The sequence below is a fragment of the Streptomyces sp. HNM0574 genome, from assembly GCF_012726235.1.
In the GTDB taxonomy this organism is placed as follows: Bacteria; Actinomycetota; Actinomycetes; order Streptomycetales; family Streptomycetaceae; genus Streptomyces.
On record NZ_JAASAH010000012.1, the window covers coordinates 114,627 to 134,635 of the forward strand.

General features: G+C 71.3%; 18 protein-coding genes and 1 riboswitch. Of the genes, 10 read left to right on the forward strand and 8 right to left on the reverse strand.

Annotated elements, in window-relative coordinates:
* Positions 1-205: 205 nt before the first annotated feature.
* On the forward strand, positions 206-2,047 hold the full coding sequence (locus HCC30_RS20360) for an NHL domain-containing thioredoxin family protein (RefSeq protein ID WP_169444048.1): 1,842 nt from the start codon (positions 206-208) through the stop codon (positions 2,045-2,047).
* Positions 2,048-2,146: 99 nt separating this feature from the next.
* Positions 2,147-2,716 (forward strand): DUF2690 domain-containing protein, encoded by a 570-nt coding sequence (locus tag HCC30_RS20365; protein WP_169444049.1) that lies wholly within the window; start codon positions 2,147-2,149, stop codon positions 2,714-2,716.
* 25 nt (positions 2,717-2,741) lie between these two features.
* On the opposite strand, the gene HCC30_RS28780 is transcribed toward HCC30_RS20365, so the two are convergent.
* From HCC30_RS28780 to HCC30_RS20380, 3 genes are all read right to left on the reverse strand, one after another.
* Complete coding sequence (locus HCC30_RS28780) at positions 2,742-3,938, reverse strand: glycoside hydrolase family 25 protein (protein ID WP_346776722.1); 1,197 nt, start codon at positions 3,936-3,938, stop codon at positions 2,742-2,744.
* A 224-nt stretch (positions 3,939-4,162) separates the two neighbouring features.
* Positions 4,163-5,452: a M18 family aminopeptidase gene (locus HCC30_RS20375; RefSeq protein ID WP_169444050.1), complete on the reverse strand. Its 1,290-nt coding sequence runs from the start codon at positions 5,450-5,452 to the stop codon at positions 4,163-4,165.
* Between the two features lie 95 nt (positions 5,453-5,547).
* Positions 5,548-6,000, reverse strand: coding sequence for a hypothetical protein (locus tag HCC30_RS20380; protein WP_169444051.1), 453 nt, complete (start codon positions 5,998-6,000; stop codon positions 5,548-5,550).
* Positions 6,001-7,146: 1,146 nt separating this feature from the next.
* Between HCC30_RS20380 and HCC30_RS20385 the strand changes: the two genes are divergently transcribed.
* Genes HCC30_RS20385 through HCC30_RS20395 form a run of 3 tightly spaced genes read left to right on the forward strand, consistent with a single transcriptional unit; the run spans position 7,147 to position 10,428 of the window.
* Positions 7,147-7,470, forward strand: a complete 324-nt coding sequence (locus tag HCC30_RS20385; protein WP_169444052.1) for a hypothetical protein — start codon at positions 7,147-7,149, stop codon at positions 7,468-7,470.
* A gap of 10 nt (positions 7,471-7,480) precedes the next feature.
* The gene (locus tag HCC30_RS20390) at positions 7,481-9,694 is read left to right on the forward strand and encodes a hypothetical protein (protein ID WP_169444053.1); all 2,214 of its coding nucleotides are present in this window, start codon (positions 7,481-7,483) and stop codon (positions 9,692-9,694) included.
* Positions 9,695-9,714: 20 nt separating this feature from the next.
* Positions 9,715-10,428, forward strand: a complete 714-nt coding sequence (locus HCC30_RS20395) for a hypothetical protein (protein WP_169444054.1) — start codon at positions 9,715-9,717, stop codon at positions 10,426-10,428.
* Positions 10,429-10,507: 79 nt separating this feature from the next.
* On the opposite strand, the gene HCC30_RS20400 is transcribed toward HCC30_RS20395, so the two are convergent.
* Positions 10,508-12,334: an acyl-CoA dehydrogenase gene (locus tag HCC30_RS20400; protein WP_169444055.1), complete on the reverse strand. Its 1,827-nt coding sequence runs from the start codon at positions 12,332-12,334 to the stop codon at positions 10,508-10,510.
* A 113-nt stretch (positions 12,335-12,447) separates the two neighbouring features.
* Here HCC30_RS20400 and HCC30_RS28785 point away from each other — a divergent pair, with 113 nt between their 5' ends.
* Positions 12,448-13,047 carry an SseB family protein gene (locus tag HCC30_RS28785; protein WP_240979754.1) on the forward strand — a complete coding sequence of 200 codons (600 nt, stop codon included), beginning with the start codon at positions 12,448-12,450 and terminating at the stop codon, positions 13,045-13,047.
* A gap of 132 nt (positions 13,048-13,179) precedes the next feature.
* On the opposite strand, the gene HCC30_RS20410 is transcribed toward HCC30_RS28785, so the two are convergent.
* Positions 13,180-13,599, reverse strand: a complete 420-nt coding sequence (locus HCC30_RS20410) for a PPOX class F420-dependent oxidoreductase (RefSeq protein WP_169444056.1) — start codon at positions 13,597-13,599, stop codon at positions 13,180-13,182.
* A 119-nt stretch (positions 13,600-13,718) separates the two neighbouring features.
* On the opposite strand from HCC30_RS20410, the gene HCC30_RS20415 reads away from it, so the two are divergent.
* Complete coding sequence (locus tag HCC30_RS20415) at positions 13,719-14,675, forward strand: pirin family protein (protein WP_169444057.1); 957 nt, start codon at positions 13,719-13,721, stop codon at positions 14,673-14,675.
* A gap of 83 nt (positions 14,676-14,758) precedes the next feature.
* Here the strand turns inward: HCC30_RS20415 and thiC are convergent, their stop codons facing one another.
* Positions 14,759-16,591: a phosphomethylpyrimidine synthase ThiC gene (thiC, locus tag HCC30_RS20420; protein ID WP_206324077.1), complete on the reverse strand. Its 1,833-nt coding sequence runs from the start codon at positions 16,589-16,591 to the stop codon at positions 14,759-14,761.
* Positions 16,584-16,729, reverse strand: a riboswitch (TPP riboswitch). Its footprint overlaps the gene before it by 8 nt.
* Before the next feature lie 74 nt (positions 16,730-16,803).
* Here thiC and HCC30_RS20425 point away from each other — a divergent pair.
* Positions 16,804-18,345, forward strand: coding sequence for a YibE/F family protein (locus tag HCC30_RS20425; RefSeq protein WP_346776723.1), 1,542 nt, complete (start codon positions 16,804-16,806; stop codon positions 18,343-18,345).
* Here HCC30_RS20425 and HCC30_RS20430 read toward each other — a convergent pair.
* Together HCC30_RS20430 and HCC30_RS20435 are read right to left on the reverse strand one after the other, a co-directional pair.
* Positions 18,308-18,529 carry a DUF5326 family protein gene (locus tag HCC30_RS20430; protein ID WP_169444059.1) on the reverse strand — a complete coding sequence of 74 codons (222 nt, stop codon included), beginning with the start codon at positions 18,527-18,529 and terminating at the stop codon, positions 18,308-18,310. The two genes, HCC30_RS20425 and HCC30_RS20430, sit on opposite strands and share 38 nt — an antisense overlap.
* A gap of 150 nt (positions 18,530-18,679) precedes the next feature.
* Positions 18,680-18,997, reverse strand: coding sequence for a cupin domain-containing protein (locus HCC30_RS20435; protein WP_169444127.1), 318 nt, complete (start codon positions 18,995-18,997; stop codon positions 18,680-18,682).
* A gap of 49 nt (positions 18,998-19,046) precedes the next feature.
* Between HCC30_RS20435 and HCC30_RS20440 the strand changes: the two genes are divergently transcribed.
* Both HCC30_RS20440 and HCC30_RS20445 read left to right on the forward strand, forming a co-directional pair.
* Complete coding sequence (locus HCC30_RS20440; protein WP_169444060.1) at positions 19,047-19,424, forward strand: phage holin family protein; 378 nt, start codon at positions 19,047-19,049, stop codon at positions 19,422-19,424.
* A 19-nt stretch (positions 19,425-19,443) separates the two neighbouring features.
* On the forward strand, positions 19,444-19,989 hold the full coding sequence (locus HCC30_RS20445; protein ID WP_169444128.1) for a low molecular weight protein-tyrosine-phosphatase: 546 nt from the start codon (positions 19,444-19,446) through the stop codon (positions 19,987-19,989).
* Positions 19,990-20,009 lie beyond the last annotated feature (20 nt).

The window sequence follows — 20,009 nt, forward strand, 5'->3', positions numbered from 1 at the left end:
GCTACGAGAGGCTTGACCCCCGCCCCTCCTGCCAACCGCCAACAGGGTGTGTGTCACCCGGACTTGCGAGCGCACAACGGCGCCGGGCGTGAGCCCGTCCGTCCACCACCGTGACGGGAAACCGCATTGCGCGATCCGCGCCCCCTGTGATCGCCCCGCCCCCCCGGAGGAATGCCGGAGCGGGGGATTCCTGTTGGATGGGGGTATGGCTGCACACGCGCGCGTCCGGGCCCCCGAGCTGATCGGCAAGGGCGGCTGGCTGAACACAGGCGGAACCGACCTCACCCTCGCCGACCTGCGGGGACGCATCGTCGTCCTGGATTTCTGGACGTTCTGCTGCATCAACTGCCTGCACGTCCTGGACGAGCTGCGCGAGCTGGAGGAGAAACACCGGGACACGGTGGTGATCGTCGGCGTGCACTCCCCGAAGTTCGTGCACGAGGCGGAGCACCAGTCGGTGATCGACGCCGTCGAGCGCTACCAGGTCGAGCACCCGGTGCTGGACGACCCGGAGCTCGCCACGTGGAAGCAGTACGCCGTCCGCGCCTGGCCGACCCTCGTCGTCGTCGACCCCGAGGGGTACGTCGTCGCGCAGCACGCGGGCGAGGGGCACGCGCACGCGATCGCCGCGCTCGTCGAGCAGCTGGAGCGCGAGCACGAGGCCAAGGGCACCCTGCGCCGCGGCGACGCCCCGTACGTCCCGCCGGAGCCGGAGGCCGGTGACCTGCGCTTCCCCGGGAAGGCGCTGCGGCTGCCGGAATCCGGCCACTTCCTCGTCTCCGACACCACCCGGCACCAGCTGGTGGAGCTGGAGGCGGACGGCGAGACCGTCGTGCGCCGGATCGGCACGGGGGAGCGCGGGCTGACCGACGGCGCCCCCGGGCAGGCCCGGTTCAGCGAGCCGCAGGGGCTGGCGCTGCTGCCGGGAGGCACGGTCGCCGTCGCCGACACCGTCAACCACGCGCTGCGCGCCGTCGACCCGGCCACCGGCGAGGTCACCACCCTCGCCGGGACGGGCGAGCAGTGGTGGCAGGGCGCCCCGGACTCCGGCCCGGCCCGCGAGGTCGCGCTCTCCTCGCCGTGGGACCTGGCCTGGTTCGACGGCCGGCTGTGGATCGCCATGGCGGGCGTCCACCAGCTGTGGACGTACGACCCGGAAACGGCGACGGTCGCGGCGGCTGCCGGGACGACGAACGAGGGCCTGGCCGACGGGCCCGCGGCCGAGGCGTGGTTCGCGCAGCCCTCCGGGCTGAGCACCTCGCACGACGGCGCGCACCTGTGGATCGCGGACTCCGAGACCAGCGCCCTGCGCACCCTCGACCGCGAGGGCCGGGTCCGCACGGCCGTCGGCACCGGGCTGTTCGACTTCGGACACCGGGACGGGAGCGCCGAAGAGGCCCTGCTCCAGCACCCGTTGGGCGTGACGGCGCTGCCGGACGGCTCCGTCGCCGTCGCCGACACCTACAACCACGCGCTGCGCCGCTACGATCCGGCCACCGGCGAGGTCACCACCCTCGCCACCGACCTGCGCGAACCCTCCGGCGCGGTGCTCGCGGGCGACGGCGACGGCGACCCGCACCTGCTGGTCGTCGAGTCGGCGCGGCACCGGCTGACCCGGCTGCGGCTGCCGGAGGAGGCGGTACGCGTCGAGTCCGTCGCGCACCGCACCCAGCGCGCCGCGACCGAAGTCGCCCCCGGCACCCTTCAGTTGGACGTCGTCTTCCAGGCCCCGGCGGGCCAGAAGCTGGACGAGCGGTACGGGCCCTCGACGCGGCTGCTGGTCAGCGCCACCCCGCCGGAGCTGCTCGCCGAGGGCGAGGGCCAGGGCAGCGACCTGCGCCGCGGACTCCGCCTCGCGGACGGGGTCACCGAGGGCGTCCTGCACGTCTCGGCGATGGCCGCCTCCTGCGACGACGACGGCGAGAACGAGTACCCCGCCTGCCATGTGCACCAGCAGGACTGGGGCGTCCCCGTCCGGGTGACGCCGGGCGGCGCCACCCGGCTGCCGCTGATCCTCGCGGGGCTGGACGAGGAAGCCGCCGGGTAGCCGGGCCGTAATTGGCTCAAGTCGGCCGTGTTCCCGCCCGGCCGGGCGGGAACTGCACGAGCGGACGTGCCGATCGCGCAGCGCCCACGGAGGTGGACCGTGGCCGAGGACAGGGACGGTGCCGCGGAGCGGCCGCGCAGGCGGCTCCGGGACCGGTTACGCGGACACGGGCCGCAGAGCATGGCGGGCGGCCTCGTCCTGGCCGTGCTGGGCGCCGGCGTCGGCGGCCTCGCCTCCGGCTACTTCGAGAACCTCTTCAGCTCCGACGACCCGCCCCCGGCGGCGAGTTCGGGCCAGAGCGGCGGCGCGAAACCCGAGTGCCGGGGCGCCGGCTGCGAGGGGCGGGACGCCCAGGAGTACCTCTGCGACGACGACCGGATCCTCGCCGAGAAGTCCCGCCCGATCCGCCTCCAGCTCAAGTACAGCCCGAAGTGCCGGGCCGGCTGGGGCAAGATCCTGGAGGGCGGGAAGGGCGACACCGTCACCGTCACCACCTCCGGAGGCCGCACCGAAGAGGCCACCATCTCCTTCGGCCACGACCACCACACCCCCATGGTCCGCGCGGGCGACACCTTCCGCCTGACGGCCTGCGCCGTCCCCGCCGCCACGGACGGCGCACCGCCCTGGCAGAAGTTCTGCGTCCGGGCCGACGAGCGGGACGTGCAGTGAACGTCCCGCCCGCCCGCGTCCGGGATCAGTCCGTCAGGTTCACCGGCCGGTACGGGGTGAACTCGCTGCCCTCGTCCAGGCCGTAGTCCAGGGTGCGGTGGTCGGTGCCGTGGCCGCCGCGCTGTTCGAAGGCGGTGTACGCGGTGCGGGAGTCGTCCGTCCAGCCCTCGAAGATCACCACGTGCCGGGTGTTGCTGTCGCCGTCCGCGTCGATCAGCAGGTCGCCGGGCTTCAGTTCGTCGATGCCGATGGGGGTGGTCAGGCCGCGGTCCTGGGCGAGCATCACGGTGTTGGCGCCAGGGGAGCCGAGGCCGAGGGTCATCGAGACGTAGCCGGAGCAGTCCTGGCGGTAGCCGTCGCTCCAGGTCTCGGTCTGGCTGTACGGCACCTGCGCGCCGTCGTCGGCCGTCAGCCAGGTCGCGGCGCGCTCCAGCATCTGCGCGCGGGTCACGGCGTCCTTCGGCGCCGCGTCCTGGGCGAGGTTGGCCAGCTTCCGCAGCTCCTCCTCGCTGCCGCGGAAGACGTTGCGGTCCACCGCGTCCGAGGGCACCCCGTCGACCTGCCCGGTCTCGGTGTACTGCCAGAACGACCAGGGCGCGCCCGCGCCGGGAACCTCCACCGGCTCCTTCTCGCCGCTCTCGTACCGCGGCTGCCAGAGCGTGTGCCCGGCGAAGACGCTGCCGTCACCGCCGAGGCACTGGTCGACGAAGTGGGCCGAGGTGTAGACGACCGGCTTCCGCTCGAAGCTCTTCTCGACGGTGCTGAGCGCGGCACCCACCTGCTCGGCGTCGAGCCCCGCCGGGCAGGCGCCGTTCACCGGCTCGAAGTCGAGGGCGGGCGGGAGTTCGCCCTCGTTCGCGCCGGTGTAGCCGGCCTTCTTCGCGACGTCCGCGAAGTGCGCCGCCTGCTCGGCGCCCCCGCCCTCGTCGAAGAAGTGGTACGGCGCGCGGGGCAGGCCCGCGTCGGCGGCGCCCTTGAGGTCCCGCTCGAACCACGGGTCGGTGTAGCCGGTGCCCTGGGTGGCCTTCATGAAGACGAACTTCTGGCCGGAAGCGGCCGCGGCGGCGAAGTCGATCGGCTCGGTCTCGCCGTCGCCGTGCTTGTGGTGCGAGGTGTCGAAGCCCTGGACGCCGTACGCGTCCGGGGGCGCCGCGGCGGCCTGCCCGGGCAGGCCGGTCAGGGCACCGGCGGCGGCGAGCGCCCCGGCGGCGGCGAGACCCACGGACAGGCGCGTACGTCTTCCCAGCGAGCGGTTTCGGGACACAACGGATCCTTCGGTGTGGGGGATGGTCCGGCCGCCGCGCCGCGAGGGGCCGGAACCGGCCGTGCCCGCACCCGCGGCGACACCCCCACCACCCTGGCCGCCGCGGCCGCTCCCGTACAGCCCTGAGTGCCCCAACTCCCCCTGGAACTAAAGAGGTTGACAGCGGCGCGGGCGTGCCCGGCTCACCCGTCCAGGAAGGCCACCAGCGCGTTGGCGAGCAGGTACGGGTCCTCCGCTCCGCACAGCTCGCGCGCCGAGTGCATGGAGAGGATCGCCACGCCGATGTCGACCGTCGCGATGCCGTGCCGCGCCGCCGTGATCGGGCCGATGGTGGTGCCGCAGGGCACCGCGTTGTTGGAGACGAAGTTCTGCCACGGCACCCCGGCCCGCTCGCACGCCTCCGCGAAGACCGCGCGCCCCGAACCGTCCGTCGCGTACCGCTGGTTGACGTTCACCTTCAGGATCGGGCCGCCGTTGGCCATCGGGTGGTGGCCCGGCTCGTGCCGCTCCGGGTAGTTGGGGTGCACGGCGTGGCCGGTGTCCGAGGACAGGCAGACGCTCCCCGCGTACGCCCGCGCCCGGTCCTCGTACGTGCCGCCCCGCGCGAAGACGGACCGCTCCAGCACGCTGCCGAGCAGCGGACCCTCGGCGCCGGTGTCCGACTGGCTGCCGTTCTCCTCGTGGTCGAACGCGGCAAGTACCGGGATGTGCGCGCTCGTTCCCTCCTCGGCGACGGCGGCCAGCGCCACCGCGCCCGCGTGCACCGACAGCAGGTTGTCCATCCGCGGGCCCGCCAGCAGCTCCCGGTCCCGGCCCAGGTAGGCGGGCGGCTCCACGCTGTGCACCATCAGGTCCCAGCCCGTCACCTCGTCGGCGGCCAGGCCCGCCTCCTCGGCGAGGAAGGCGATCAGATCGCCCTCGGCCGGGGTGCCGATGCCCCAGATCGGGGTCATGTGCCGCTGCCGGTCCAGCTTCAGGCCGTCGTTGGCCTGCCGGTCCAGGTGGATCGCGAGCTGCGGGACCCGCAGCAGCGCCCGGTCGACGTTGACCAGCCGGGACTCGCCGCCGCGCAGCGTGAGCCGCCCGGCCAGGCCCAGGTCACGGTCCAGCCAGGTGTTCAGCAGCGTCCCGCCGTAGATCTCCACGGCCACCTGCCGCCAGCCGTTCGCCCCGGTGTCCGGGACGGGCTTCACCCGCAGGTTCGGCGAATCGGTGTGGGCGCCGACGATCCGGAACGGCGTCGCGGGCGTCGCGCCCTCCGGCACGTACCAGGCGATGATCGCGCCGCCGCGCAGCACGTACCGGCCCCCGGGTTCCCCGTCCCAGGCGTCGGTCTCCAGGACCTCCCGGAACCCCGCCCGCTGAAGAATCCCGGCGGCGTTCCGCACCGCGTGGTACGGCGTCGGGGTCGCGGCCAGGAACCGGGCCAGCTCATCGGTGTGCGAACGGTCAAAACGGCGCAGCTCATCCATACGGCCCAGGATACGGAGCCGCACCCCGAACGAACGCCCGAAATCCCCGCGGTGCCCCGCACGAGGACACCCCGCCGTCCGCGCGGGGAGGCCGGTCAGTCGCCGGGGTCGGCCTTGTACGCGCTGTAGACCGCGGCGCCCCCGATCGCGAACAGCCCGCCGATCGCCAGCGCTCCGCGCCAGTCCCCCTCGGCCGTCGACAGGATCAACGGCACGTGCAGCGCCACCGCGACGCCCATCACGAGGGCCGAGGCGGGCCGCAGCGCCAGCGGGTACGCGGCGCCGAGGTGCACGGCCCTGCCGGCGTCGCCGCCGTCCCCCGCCTGCCGGACGCCGGCCGCCTCCGCGAGCGGCGCGAGCCTGCCGTCCGGCACCGAGCCGAGCAGCCGGCGGCCGTCCGGGGCGACGAAGTCGGCGGGCGCCGTACGGTCCGACTGCCGCGCGGGGTCCCACTCCAGGCGGCCCTCCTGCCCGGCCAGGACCCGCGCGGCCTCCTTCGCCCGGCAGCCCCGCGGGACGAACCAGAGCTCGCGGCCGCCGCACTCCACCCGCAGCGTGTGCAGCGTCTCCGGCTTGCCCTTCTTCCGCGCGGACGCCTGCCGGTACGGCGAGTACCCGGGTGACCCGCGCGGGCGCCGAGCACAGCGAGGTGGCCCCGGCGAAGCGGCGGTGCGGCGCCGGTCCGGTCTGCCGCAGGAGGTGGACCAGCAGGGCGAGGGTGCCGGCGCCCCAGGCGGCCAGCGTCCAGCGCCGCTCGCCCGCGGACATGGCCACGCCCGCCAGCTTCCGCTCGACCTCGTCCCGGTCCTCGTCCCCGACCGCGCCGAGCCCGGGCTCGGCGGGCGCGTACGCCACGACCAGCCCGTCGCCCTCGCGCAGGTACTCGGGGCTGCGCACGTGCACCCGGAACTCCCTTGCCGCGCCCGGCAGTTCGACGGTGTAGTCGGCCTTCACCCCGTCACCGCGCCCGGGCCCGGCCTTCCGGCCGTCGGCCACGCCGGTCACCCGCGCGGTCACGACCTCGGCGCCCGCGGCGCTGATCCGCTGCCCGTTGTCCGTCACCCGGGGGTCCATCGCGGTGAGCGCGACGACCACCGCGACGAACGCCGGAACCGCCACCGCGAAGCACACCGCACGCCACCGCGTCCGGCCCGCGCCCCCGAACCCGGCCTCCCACGCCACCCGGTGGGCCCGCGCCGGGTCCTTCACCGGCGAGGTGGCCCGTACCAGCACCCAGGCGAGCAGCCCCACGCCCAGCGCCGCCGTACCGGACCACGCCAGCCCGCGCTGCAACGGCCCCGCGCCCAGCAGCAGCCAGCCCGCCGCCTCCGCGACCAGCCCCGCCGCGACCAGCGCCGGAACGGCACTCCCCACGAACGAGGCCCGCCGCACCCCCGCGACCTCACCCGCCGTCACGCCCACGTCCGCCGCCACACCAACCGCCACAACCGCCCCCACCACTCATCGACCACCAGCGACCCTCCCACGCCCCTCCCCCCACCCCGCCCACCGTCACAAGATCCCCGCCACCCCCTACCGCCTGACCCCCAACTCCCGCCCACCCACCGCCCCTTCCTGCCAAACCCGCCACCTCATCCGCCCAACCCCACCCACTCCTCGCCGCCGCTCACTACGATGCGGAACGTCCCGCCGTGGGGCGGGGGAGGCGATCTATTCACGGGGGAGAGGCCCCAATGGGGGACCGCACCAAAGTCGAGACGAAGGAGCTGAGCGCGGCCGCCGACGCCTTGGTGGGCATCCGCAGCCAGCTCAGACGCAAGGACAACGACGCCGACGACGCGACCCGTTCGTCCGCCGCACGCCTCAACAAGGCGGGCGGCTGGCGGACACCGCACGGCCTCACCGCCTTCGCCGACCGCTGGAACGACCAGGTGAAGCATCTGCACGACCGGCTGGACGGGATCAGCGACAAGCTGCACGAGTCCAAGGTCGCGTACACGCAGCGGGAACAGCGGGAATCCGACAACCAGGACAAGATCCGCCAGGACTTCGGCTGAGGGGGACGTCATGAACTACGAGCAGTTGGACCAGGCCGACTTAACGGGGCTGGAGACGGCGGCCACGAGCTGGCGGCAGGTCAAGTCCGCGTACGAAGGACTCGGTGACCAGTACGAGCAGCAGGTCAAGAGCCGTCTGGAGAAGAACTGGGAGGGCGAGGCCGCTGCGGCGGCGCAGTCCGAGATCGCGCAGGTGCGCAAGCAGATGGACGCCGCGGCCGGGGAGGCCGGGCGGATGGCCAAGCTGTTGGACGACATCCACCACGACCTCCGCGGGCACCAGAAGAACCTCCGTGACCTGGAAAAGGAGCTGGAGGCGGACCACTTGGCCGTCGACGGCAGCGGGAAGATCACGGACAAGCACCCCAGGGCGACGGACCGGACCGCGCAGGCCGACTCCGAGCACCGGGGCTGGGCCGACGCCAGGACGAAGCTCATCAAGGACTACGAGGGCAAGATCGAGGACGTCCTCAAGAAGGCCACCGAGGCCGACGAGGCGGCGGAAGCGGCCCTCAAGTCGGACCGTAACGGTGAGGACGAACGGGCCTTCAGCCAGGGCGGCCACCAAACCCTCGACGAGGCCCTTCAGGCGGAACGCGACGCGGACCGCGCCGCCGAGCTGATGGACGGCCGCCCGACCGCCACCGAACTCAACGAGCTGAACGACTTGTTGAGCAAGAACGGCCAGGACCCCGTCTTCGCGGAGAAGCTCGCGAAGACCCAGGGCGCGGACGGAACACTGAAGTCCTACATGGCGATGATGAATCCCCCGCCGGGAACGAGCCATGACCGCAAGGACGTCCTCCGCCAGATCCAGAAGAACCTCGGCACCACTCTCGGCACGGCCTCCCAGGTGGACAGCCGCGCCATGGACAAGTTCGAGAAGGACCTGCTGGCGGCCGGCGGAAACGAGTACAAGTCCCCGGCGGGAGCCAGGGGCGATTACAGCTACAACGGCTACCAGCTCACCAGCAGCCTTCTCGCGAATGGCGAATGGGACAAGGAATTCCTGGGCGACTACGGCAGCAAGCTGATCCAGGAGGAGCAGTCCCGTTACCAGTACTGGGGAACGGACCGGGAGTCCAGCTGGTACGGCGACGGGGCCATGGGACTCATCACCGACGACCCCATGGTCGGCTTCTCGGACGGCCTCGGCCACAACCCCGAGGCATCCACGGAATTCCTCTCCGGCAGCACCGAGACCGACGACGGGAAAATCAACAACCTCGACTACCTCCTCAAGGACCGCGAATGGCACGGCGGCGAGGCCGACAAGTCCCACCTCGGCCACGCCCTCGAATCCGCCACCACGGGACACGGGTACGACGAGAAGCCCCAACAGCCCCTGCCGCCCCACACCCAGGCCCAGGCGGACATCATGGGCAAGGTCATCACGACCGTGGCCGAGAACCCCGACGCGGCAGGCGGCGGCCTCAAGGACAGCCTCGGGCGAATGGGCGCGGAGTACACGGCGGACCTGAACCGGGCGCTCTCCACGGACGATCACCTGAAGGACAAGATCATGCCGGTGGCCGGGGCGCAGGTCGATCTCGGGGACTCAGGGGACGCGGCGGCGGCGAGGTTCATCTACAACGTGAGCACGGACCCGGAAGGCAACGCGGCCCTCACCTTCGGGCAGCGGCAGTACACAGCGAATCTCATCGCATACCACGCGGAGAATCCCGGTGCCACGGATCTCGGATTCCGGGAAACGATGGGGGAGATCGCCAATACATCGGGAGCGGCCGAGGGGGTGATCGCGCATGCGAGAAGTGACGAGATCTTCCGTCAAGGGATCGAGTCGGACAAGGAATACAACGATGCCGTGGCAAAGGCCGGAAAGTGGGCCGAGGGGCTCGTCTCCGTGGGCGCCGGTGCCGCCGGGGCCGTGCCGACGGGAGGCGTAGGCGGACCGGCGGCGGCAGCAGCAGGAGGAGAGCTGGGGAAGCTGGTCATCGGGGACATCATGGACGCTGCGAAACAGGACAACTCCCCGCAGCAGTCCTGGGACGCGGCCAAGCAACTCAGCGAAGAGAAGGGAGAGGCGTACAGCACCATCTGGTCAGGTCTGGACGGTGCCGGTGTCCGTCCTCCGGAGGGAGTTTCCGAGGACGAATTCCACAAGGCAGTTCAGGACGGCTTCAACGAAGGCTGGGGACGAGGCAATGACAACATCGAGGAGTACGTGACCAACAGGCCTGAAGACGCGCCTAGCGTCGGCTAGTTCCGCTGTCGGGAAGTTCGATGAGCCAGTCCGGATGGGATTGGCCAGTGGAGGGTTTCGTGGTGAGAAAAAAGAGAGCACAGCATGTGGGTGTGCCACTCCTTCGGTCATCGCTCCTGTTGGGGGTTGCCTTGATTGTGGCCTCCTCTCTCACCGGCTGCACCTCCGAGGAGGATCTGCTCAGGAACGCCACCTGCGAGGGCAAGGCGCTGACAAGCCGCGAGGACGGGCGGAAGGTTGTGGGGCTCGTGCCGGACGGGGTCTATGAGCTCACGTCGAGGTACAGCGAGTACGACAGCAGGAGCAGCCGGGCCTTCTGCCTCATCCGTGAGCGAGAGGGCGAGGAGAGGAAAGTGATCGTGCTGAAGGCCTGGTTCGGCACGAGCGGGACGGAGCCGTCACAGCTCTCCCTCCGAGAGCTGGACCAATCCGGCGCTGTGGACGGCCGCAAGGCGCGCATCACCTCGAAGTCGCCGCGCGTCGGCGGGGTTTCGGGCGAGGCGGACGCGGCGCTCAGCGCCCCCTGCACGCTCCCGGAGTCGGAGTCGGACTCGCCCCTCGACATGCGTAGAGGCACGCTGCACGTGACGGCGTCCTCGGACAACGCCCCCGACCCCGACAGTCCCGAGCAGCGGCAGAACGCCGCCGACCTGACGCTGTCCTTCCTGCGGCACGCGGTGCAACGGTGCGACGATCCGCCGGAGTTGCCCGCGAAGGTGCACATCGAGAAGTGAGGGACCGTACGACGAACGGGCCCGGAGCACACACCGTGCTCCGGGCCCGTTCGTGCGGGAGGTGGGGGCTCCCTGGGGGTCAGAAGGCCGCTTCGTCCAGGTCCATGAGGGACTGGTCGATGTTCTCGGCCAGCTGACGCTGGACGGTGAGGCCGGGCAGGACGTTGGCGGCGAAGAACTTCGCGGCCGCGATCTTGCCCTCGTAGAACGGCTTGTCCTTGGCGGAGGCGCCGTCCAACTTCGCCGCGGCGACGGCGGCACCGCGCAGCAGCAGGTAGCCGATGACGACGTCGCCGGAGGCCAGCAGGAAGCGGGTGGTGTTGAGGCCGACCTTGTAGATGGACTTGACGTCCTTCTCGGTGGCGGCCAGGTCGGTCAGCATGGTGCCGACGATGGCCTCCAGGTCCGCGGCGGCCGTGGTGAGCTGCTCGCGGGCCGCGGCGAGGTCCTCGCCGCCCTGCGCGTCGGCGAGGAACTTCTTGATCTCCTCGGACAGGGCGGTGAGCGCCTGGCCCTGGTCGCGGACGACCTTGCGGAAGAAGAAGTCCTGGCCCTGGATCGCGGTGGTGCCCTCGTACAGGGTGTCGATCTTCGCGTCGCGGATGTACTGCTCGATCGGGTACTCCTGCAGGTAGCCGGAGCCGCCGAGGGTCTGCAGCGACTGGGCCAGCTGCTCGTAGGACTTCTCGGAGCCGTAGCCCTTGACGATCGGCAGGAGCAGGTCGTTGAGGCGGTGCGCGGCGGAGGCGTCCTCGCCCGCGTGCTCCTTGACCAGGATCTCGTCCTGGACGGAGGCGGTGTAGAGGACGAGGGCGCGCATGCCCTCCGCGTACGCCTTCTGCGTCATCAGCGAGCGGCGCACGTCGGGGTGGTGGGTGATGGTGACGCGCGGCGCGGTCTTGTCGGTGAACTGCGCGAGGTCGGCGCCCTGGACGCGCTCCTTGGCGTACTCCAGCGCGTTGAGGTAGCCCGTCGACAGGGTGGCGATGGCCTTCGTGCCGACCATCATCCGCGCGAACTCGATGATCTTGAACATCTGGCGGATGCCGTCGTGCTTCTCGCCGAGCAGCCAGCCCTTGGCGGGCGCGTTGGCGCCGAAGGTCATCTCGCAGGTGTTGGAGGCCTTCAGGCCCATCTTGTGCTCGACGTTCGTCGCGTAGACGCCGTTCCGCTCGCCGATCTCGCCGGTCTCCCAGTCGAAGTCGTACTTGGGGACGATGAACAGCGAGAGGCCCTTGGTGCCGGGGCCGTGGCCCTCGGGGCGGGCGAGCACGAAGTGCACGATGTTCTCGGACATGTCGTGCTCACCGGAGGTGATGAAGCGCTTGACGCCCTCGATGTGCCAGGTGCCGTCGTCCTGCTGCGTGGCCTTCGCGCGGCCGGCGCCGACGTCCGAGCCGGCGTCCGGCTCGGTGAGCACCATGGTGGAGCCCCACTGCTTCTCGGCCATCAGCTTGGCGATCTTGTGCTGCTCGTCGGTGCCCTCGTCGTAGAGGACGCCGGCGAAGGCCGGTCCTGAGGCGTACATCCACACGGCCGGGTTCGAGCCGAGGATGGTCTCGGCGAAGCCCCACAGGAGGGAGCGCGGCGCGGTGGTGCCGCCGATCTCCTCCGGGATGCCCAGACGCCACCACTCGGCGTCCATGTACGCCTGGTAGCTCTTCTTGAAGGAGGCGGGGACGGGTGCGGTGTTGGTCTCCGGGTCGAAGACCGGCGGGTTCCGGTCACTGTCCTCGTAGGAGGCGGCGAGCTCGTTCTCCGAGAGACGCGCGATCTCCGACAGCACGCTCTTCGAGGTCTCGACGTCCATCTCCGCGAACGGTCCGGTGCCGTACACCGTGTCGCGCCCGAGCACCTCGAAGAGGTTGAACTCGATGTCGCGGAGATTCGACTTGTAGTGCCCCATGGCGACGGCTCCGTTTTTGTACTCGTTCCGACAAGTAGATATCGATGATGCTACCCGTCGGTAATAAGAAGCAACCCCTCACCGGCCATCTGTGACTCGTTACTCTTTGCCTCATGTACGGCTACGACCAGACCGCGTCCGCCGGGTACGGCTACCAGCAGCAGGGGCCCGGCCCGGGCCAGGGTCAGCAGGGCCAGCAGGGCTACCCCGGGTATCAGCAGGGCTACCAGCAGGGATACGCCGACCAGCACGCGGGCGGTCAGGGCTACGGGCAGCAGCAGACCGGGCACCAGGGCCAGCAGCACTACGCGCAGCAGCAGCCCGGCGCCGACCAGCCGCTCTACCCCGAGCCGACGCCCCCGTCCCTGCAGGACGCCGTACGCGGGTTCACCACGGGGACGATGACGTCCGAGGACTTCCAGGCGATCTTCTCCACGTCGAAGGTCTACTGCCCGCGCGGCGAGAACCCGGGCTTCCTCGCGCTGCACAACACCCAGCAGCCGGTCATCCCGATGTTCACGACGCTGAAGGAGCTGCGGGCCTACGCGGGCAAGGAGTCCAAGTACTTCGTGATCACCGGGGCCGAGGTGCTGGACCTGCTGCCCTCGGGGTACGGGTTCGTGCTCGACATGGAGGGTGAGCACCGGATCGTCTTCGACGCGAAGGCGGTCGAGGAGATGGTCGACTTCGCGATGCGGCGGATGTACGGCTAGCTCCTTCGCGGGGTGACCCCGGCGCGGGGTGCTCATCGCCGTCGCCGGGCCACCCCGTACGCCGTGGCCGTTCGCGCCGTTCCCCGCGCCCCCAAGAGGGCGCCGTTCCCCGCGCCCCCAGGGGCGCCCCGTTCAGCCCGCCTGGGTGTTGTCCTTGAGGGTGCCCCAGCCGTGCCAGCGGTCGATGTCGAGCCAGGCGCTGACGCGGTCGCGGTCCCGCTGGGGGTAGGGGTTGCCGAGGTAGTGGTGGGCCAGGCGGTCGATGTCCGACAGGCCGGTGTCGGGCCGGAGTTCGGTGATCCGGCCGATCAGGCTGACGTGGGTGTACCAGCTGTCCTGGTCGAGGACCGTCAGCGTGACGCGGGGGTCGTTGCGTACGTGCGCGAGGCGCTTGCGGCCCTCGTCCATGTTGAGCAGGACCCGGCCGTCCTCCCAGAGGTACCAGGTGGCCGTGGACACCGGCTGGCCGTCGGGGCGGAGCGTGGTGATCACGGCCGGGTTCGGCCTGCTCAGCAGGCGGACGGCGGCCTCGGGCAGCGGGGGTTTCGACACGTGGGTGCTCCTCGGGTGCGGAGGCGGTGGGAACCAGCCTCGCACCGGTGGGAATGCCGCGCGATTGGCGGATGTTCACTGTTCAACTAGATTGGACTCCGAGCCCCAGGAGGACTGCCATGCCCGCGATCACCGTGGAGAACCCGCTCGCCCTGCCCCGCGTGTCCGCGCCGGGGCCCGAGACCGTCGCCCGCCCCGTACTCACCGTGACCACCGCGCCCACGGGCTTCGAGGGCGAGGGATTCCCCGTGCACAGGGCGTTCGCGGGCATCAACTACCGGCACCTCGACCCGTTCATCATGATGGACCAGATGGGCGAGGTGGAGTACGCGCCGGGCGAGCCCAAGGGCACGCCCTGGCACCCGCACCGCGGCTTCGAGACCGTCACGTACCTCCTCGACGGGAGCTTCGTGCACCAGGACTCCGAGGGCGGCGGAGGCGTCATCAACGACGGTGACACGCAGTGGATGACGGCCGGCTCCGGGCTGCTGCACATCGAGGCGCCGCCCGAGCAACTCGTCGTCTCCGGCGGCCTGTTCCACGGCCTCCAGCTGTGGGTGAACCTGCCCGCGGCGGACAAGATGTCCACCCCGCGCTACCAGGACATCGGCGGTGGCGAGGTCAAGCTGCTGACCACCCCGGACGGCGGCGCCCTCCTCCGCCTCATCGCCGGTGACCTCGACGGCCACGAGGGCCCGGGCATCACCCACACCCCGATCACGATGCTGCACGCGACCGTCTCCCCCGGCGCCCAGGTCACCCTGCCCTGGCGGGAGGACTTCAACGGCCTCGCGTACGTGCTCGCCGGGCGCGGGTCGGTGGGCACCGGGGAGCGTCCCGTCGAGGCGGGCCAGGCGGCCGTGTTCGGCAAGGGCGGCTCGATGACCGTACGGGCCGACGCCACGCAGGACGCGCGCACCGACGGCATGGAGATCGTGCTGCTCGGCGGGCGTCCGATACGCGAGCCGATGGCGCACTACGGCCCGTTCGTGATGAACAGCCACGCCGAACTGGTGCAGGCCTTCGAGGACTTCAAGGCCGGCCGCCTCGGCCGCGTCCCGGCCGAGCCGCGCTGAACGGTCCCGGCCCGTTGAACGGTGGCGGGGCGGGGACCGTACGAGGTCCCCGCCCCGCCCGCCGTTTCCGGGGGCGTGCCGCGTCAGTCCGCCAGGGGCAGGTAGACGCGGTTGCCGGCGGCGGCGAACTCCTTCGACTTCGCCAGCATGCCCGCCTCGATCTCCTCGGCGGACGCTCCGTCCTCACCGCCGAACTGCTCGGTGATGCTCCGGCTGATCTTCATGGAGCAGAACTTCGGCCCGCACATGGAGCAGAAGTGCGCGGTCTTCGCCGCGTCGGCCGGGAGCGTCTCGTCGTGGTACTCGCGGGCCGTGTCCGGGTCGAGGGCCAGGTTGAACTGGTCCTCCCAGCGGAACTCGAAGCGGGCGTCCGAGAGCGCGTCGTCCCAGTCCTGCGCGCCCGGGTGGCCCTTGGCGACGTCGGCCGCGTGGGCCGCGATCTTGTACGTGATGACGCCGGTCTTCACGTCGTCCCGGTCCGGCAGGCCCAGGTGCTCCTTGGGCGTGACGTAACAGAGCATCGCGGTGCCCCACCAGCCGATCATCGCGGCGCCGATGCCACTGGTGATGTGGTCGTACGCGGGCGCGATGTCGGTGGTCAGCGGGCCGAGCGTGTAGAACGGCGCCTCCTCGCAGACCTCCTGCTGCCGGTCCACGTTCTCCTTGATCTTGTGCATCGGGACGTGTCCCGGGCCCTCGATCATGGTCTGGACGTCGTGCGCCTTGGCGATGCGGTTCAGTTCGCCGAGGGTGTCCAGCTCGGCCATCTGGGCCGCGTCGTTGGCGTCCGCGATGGAGCCGGGGCGCAGGCCGTCACCGAGCGAGAAGGTGACGTCGTAGGTGCGCAGGATGTCGCAGAGCTCCGCGAAGTGCGTGTAGAGGAAGCTCTCCTGATGGTGCGCCAGACACCAGGCGGCCATGATCGAGCCGCCGCGCGAGACGATGCCCGTCTTGCGGTTGGCCGTCAGCGGGACGTAGCGGAGCAGGACGCCCGCGTGGACGGTCATGTAGTCCACGCCCTGCTCGCACTGCTCGATGACGGTGTCCTTGTAGACCTCCCAGGTCAGCTCCTCCGCCTTGCCGTCGACCTTCTCCAGCGCCTGGTAGAGCGGCACCGTGCCGATCGGGACGGGGGAGTTGCGCAGCACCCACTCGCGGGTGGTGTGGATGTTGCGGCCGGTGGAGAGGTCCATGACCGTGTCGGTGCCCCAGCGGGTCGCCCAGGTCATCTTCTCCACCTCCTCCTCGATCGAGGAGGTGACGGCCGAGTTGCCGATGTTGGCGTTGACCTTCACCAGGAAGTTCTTGCCGATGATCATCGGCTCGATCTCCGGGTGGTTGACGTTCGCCGGGAGGACGGCCCGGCCCGCCGCGATCTCGTCGCGGACGAACTCCGGCGTGCGGTTCTCCCGCACGGCGACGTACTCCATCTCCGGGGTGATCAACCCGCGCTTGGCGTACGCGAGTTGGGAGACGGACAGCCGCTTGCCGTCCTCGCCCGCGCGGCCGCGGCGCGGCTGGCGGGGGCGTCCGGGGAAGACGGCGTCGAGGTTGCGCAGCCCGCCGCGCGGCGAGGTGTGCTTCAAGCCGTCGTCCTCGGGCCGCAGTTCACGGCCCGCGTACTCCTCGGTGTCGCCGCGTTCGACGATCCAGTTCTGCCGCAGCGGGGCCAGCCCGCGGCGGACGTCGGTTTCGATCTCGGGGTCGGTGTACGGGCCGGACGTGTCGTACAGCGTCACGTCGCGGCCGTTGGTGAGGTGCACCTTGCGGACCGGGACCCGGATGTCCGGGCGCGATCCGCTCACGTAGCCCTTGTGCGAGCCGATGGCGGGCGACGCCTGCGCGTCGTCCGCACCGCCCGACGGGGCCGGTGTCCGCTGGTGGGAAGCAGCGTTGTGTGCATCCTGCATGGTCATGTGACCCACTCCCTACGCCGGCATTACCCGGTAACAGGTTCAGCGGTCGACGCAGCGTCTTCCGGCCGTCCCCTCGGGGACGTGCGCGGAGGTCAGCGCCCTCTCAGCCCCGTGCTCGGAGCTCCCGCGATGTGTGCAAAGGCGGCACTACGCTAACCGCCGACCGGCGCCGCTGAACAGATACCCCACAAGTTCTTGCGATGATCGGGCCCGTGACACCGACACCTCAGCCGCATCAGCAGGGCGGCGACGACCCCGAGCACGGGCCCGCGCACGGCCACGCCCAGGCGCCGGGCCACGGGCAGGCGCACGGCGGCGCACCGGGGCACGGCCACGCGCACGGCCACGGCCACGCGCACTCCCACGGCCCCGCCTCGCCCGTCTCCCGGCATCTGCGCAAGGTCATCGCCGCGGTCCTGATCCCGTTCGCCGTCCTGGTCGTCGCCGGGCTCCTCGTGCTGTGGCCCGGCGGAGCGCCCGGCGGCCAGGGGAACGCGCCGAGCGGCGTCGGCTTCGACCGGCCGACCTTCGACGCGAAGGTGACCAAGCTTGCCGAGGTCTCCTGCGAGGACGTCAACGCGCAGCCGCCGGGCGGCGGTCAGCCGGGAGCCGGTGGGCAGCCGCCGGGCGGCGGCGGCACGGGCGGCACCCCGGGCGCCGGCGGGCAGAACGCGCCCTGCCAGAAGGCGACCATCGAGGTCACCAGCGGCAAGGACAAGGGCCACACCTTCACCGAGGTCGTCACGCCCGACGCCACCAGGAAGCTGGAGACCGGCCAGGGCGTGGTCGTCGCGTACGCCGCGAACGCGCCCAAGGAACTCCAGTACAGCGTCGTCGACGTCAGCCGCGGCCTGCCCATGGTGCTGCTCGCCGCCGTCTTCGCGCTGGCGGTGGTCGTCGTCGGGCGGATGCGCGGGCTGCTGGCGCTGGTCGGCCTCGCGGTCAGCTTCGCGGTGCTGACGCTGTTCATCCTGCCCGCGATACTCCAGGGCTCGAATCCCCTGGTGGTCGCGGTCGTCGGGGGCAGCGCGATCATGCTGGCGACGCTGTACCTGTGCCACGGGCTCTCCGCCCGCACCTCCGTCGCCGTGCTCGGGACGCTCACCTCGCTGCTGCTGATCGGGGTGCTCGGCTCCGTCTTCATCGGCTGGGCCCGGCTGACGGGCAACACCGACGACCAGACCGGACTCGTGCACGGCCTCTACCCGGACATCGAGATCCAGGGCCTGCTGCTCGCCGGGGTGCTGATCGGCTCACTGGGCGTGCTCGACGACGTGACCGTCACCCAGACCTCCGCCGTCTGGGAGCTGAAGGACGCCGACCCGAGCGCGAGTTGGCGTCAGCTGTACCGGCAGGCGATGCGGATCGGACGCGACCACATCGCGTCCGTGGTCAACACCCTGGTGCTGGCGTACGCGGGTGCCGCGCTGCCGCTGCTGCTGCTCTTCTCGATCGCCCGCAGCAGCGTCACCAACGTCGCCACCAGCGAGGTCGTCGCCGAGGAGGTCGTCCGCACCCTGGTCGGCTCGATCGGCCTGGTGGCCTCGGTGCCGGTGACGACGCTGCTCGCCGCACTGGTGGTCTCCGCCGACCGGCACCGCGGCGGGGACGGCGAGCCGGGCCCCGTCCGCCCGGACGCGCAGCCCGCGGCGGGCGCCCCGGCTCAGCGGGCTCCCGGCCGGGACGGCGCGGGCGTGGCCGCCGCGGGGCGCCGGGTCACCAGCGGTCGCGGGAGGAGGAGGAAGCCGAAGTGAACCGGCGCACCACGTAGATCAGTCCGCCGACCAGCGCGACGAACAGCAGGACCTTGAAGAGCAGGCCCACGAGGAAACCCACCACGTTGGCGATCAGTCCGCCGAAGACGACGAGCGCGATGACGGGGATGGCGATCCACTTCACCCACCACGGAAGGCTCGCGGCGGTCGACTTGATGTCCATCTCATGACTCCGGGTTCGGTCGGTTCGTGCGGTTCTGCCGCTCCCGATGCTATGGGGGAGCGGGGCGGGGCGGGAGGGCCACCGCCCCCCGTCCGTCCCTGAACCGTCCCCCACCGAACCCTGAGGGCGGCCTCGTCCTCCGGGACCGGGTCAGCCCTCGGGCGGGGAGAAGACCACCATCACGCGCAGGTCCTCCGAGATGTGGTGGAACCGGTGCGGCACCCCGGCCGGTACGTAGACCACGCTGCCGCGCGCGACCATCGTCGTCTCCTCGCCCACGGTGATCGCGCCGCGGCCGCTGACGACGAGGTACACCTCGTCCTGCCGGTGCGGCTTCTGCGGGTCGGTGCTGCCGGCGTCGAGCGCGTACAGGCCCACCGACATGTTCCGTTCGCGGAGGAATTGCAGGTACGCCCCCTCGTGGGCGGCACGCTCCGCCTCCAGCTCCTCCAACCGGAACGCCTTCACCCTGTCCACCCCTTGTGCCGTGTGTGCCTCGTCCTGCGACGATCACAGTATGACGAACTTCCTCATCAAGACCCTGGCCAATGCCGCGGCTCTCGCCGTCGCCACCTGGCTCGTCGGCGACATCGCGCTGACCGGCGCGGACACCGGCGAGAAGACCCTCACGCTGATCGTCGTCGCGCTGATCTTCGGCGTCGTGAACGTCATCGTGAAGCCGATCGTGAAGCTCTTCTCGCTGCCGCTGCTGATCCTCACGCTCGGCCTCTTCACGCTCGTGATCAACGCGCTGATGCTGCTGCTCACCTCGTGGCTCTCGGACAAGCTCGACCTGAGCTTCCACGTGGAGGGCTTCTGGACGGCGGTGCTCGGCGGCCTGATCATCTCGATCGTCTCCTGGGCGCTCAACATGGTCCTCCCGGACCGTGACTGAGACGGAAGGGGAGCCCGGCATGTACCGCGTGTGCTTCGTCTGCACCGGCAACATCTGCCGCTCCCCGATGGCCGAGGCCGTGCTCCGCGCCCGCGTCGCCGAGGCCGGGCTGGACGGCCTGGTCGAGGTGAGCAGCGCGGGCACCGGCGGCTGGCACACCGGTGAGGGCGCCGACCCGCGCACCGCGTCCGTGCTCGACGCCTCGGGGTACGAACTGACGCACTCCGCGCGGCAGTTCGCGCCCGACTGGTTCACCCGGCACGACCTCGTCGTCGCCCTCGACGAGGGCCACCAGCGCGAACTGCGCGCCATGGCCCCCCTCGCCGAGGACGCGGACCGCATCCGCCTGCTGCGCTCCTACGACCCGGCCGCCACCCCCGACGGCGGCTTCGGCCTCGACGTGCCCGACCCGTACTACGGCGGCCGGCGCGGCTTCGAGGAGTGCCTCGAACTCGTCGAGGCCGCCGTCCCCGGCCTCCTCGCGGAGATCACGGCGGCCGTCGGGCCGGGCACCGCCTCCGGTTCCGCTTCCGCTTCGGGAGGCGGCGCGGGCGGCGGCCGGTGACGGGCGCCGGTACCGGCCGC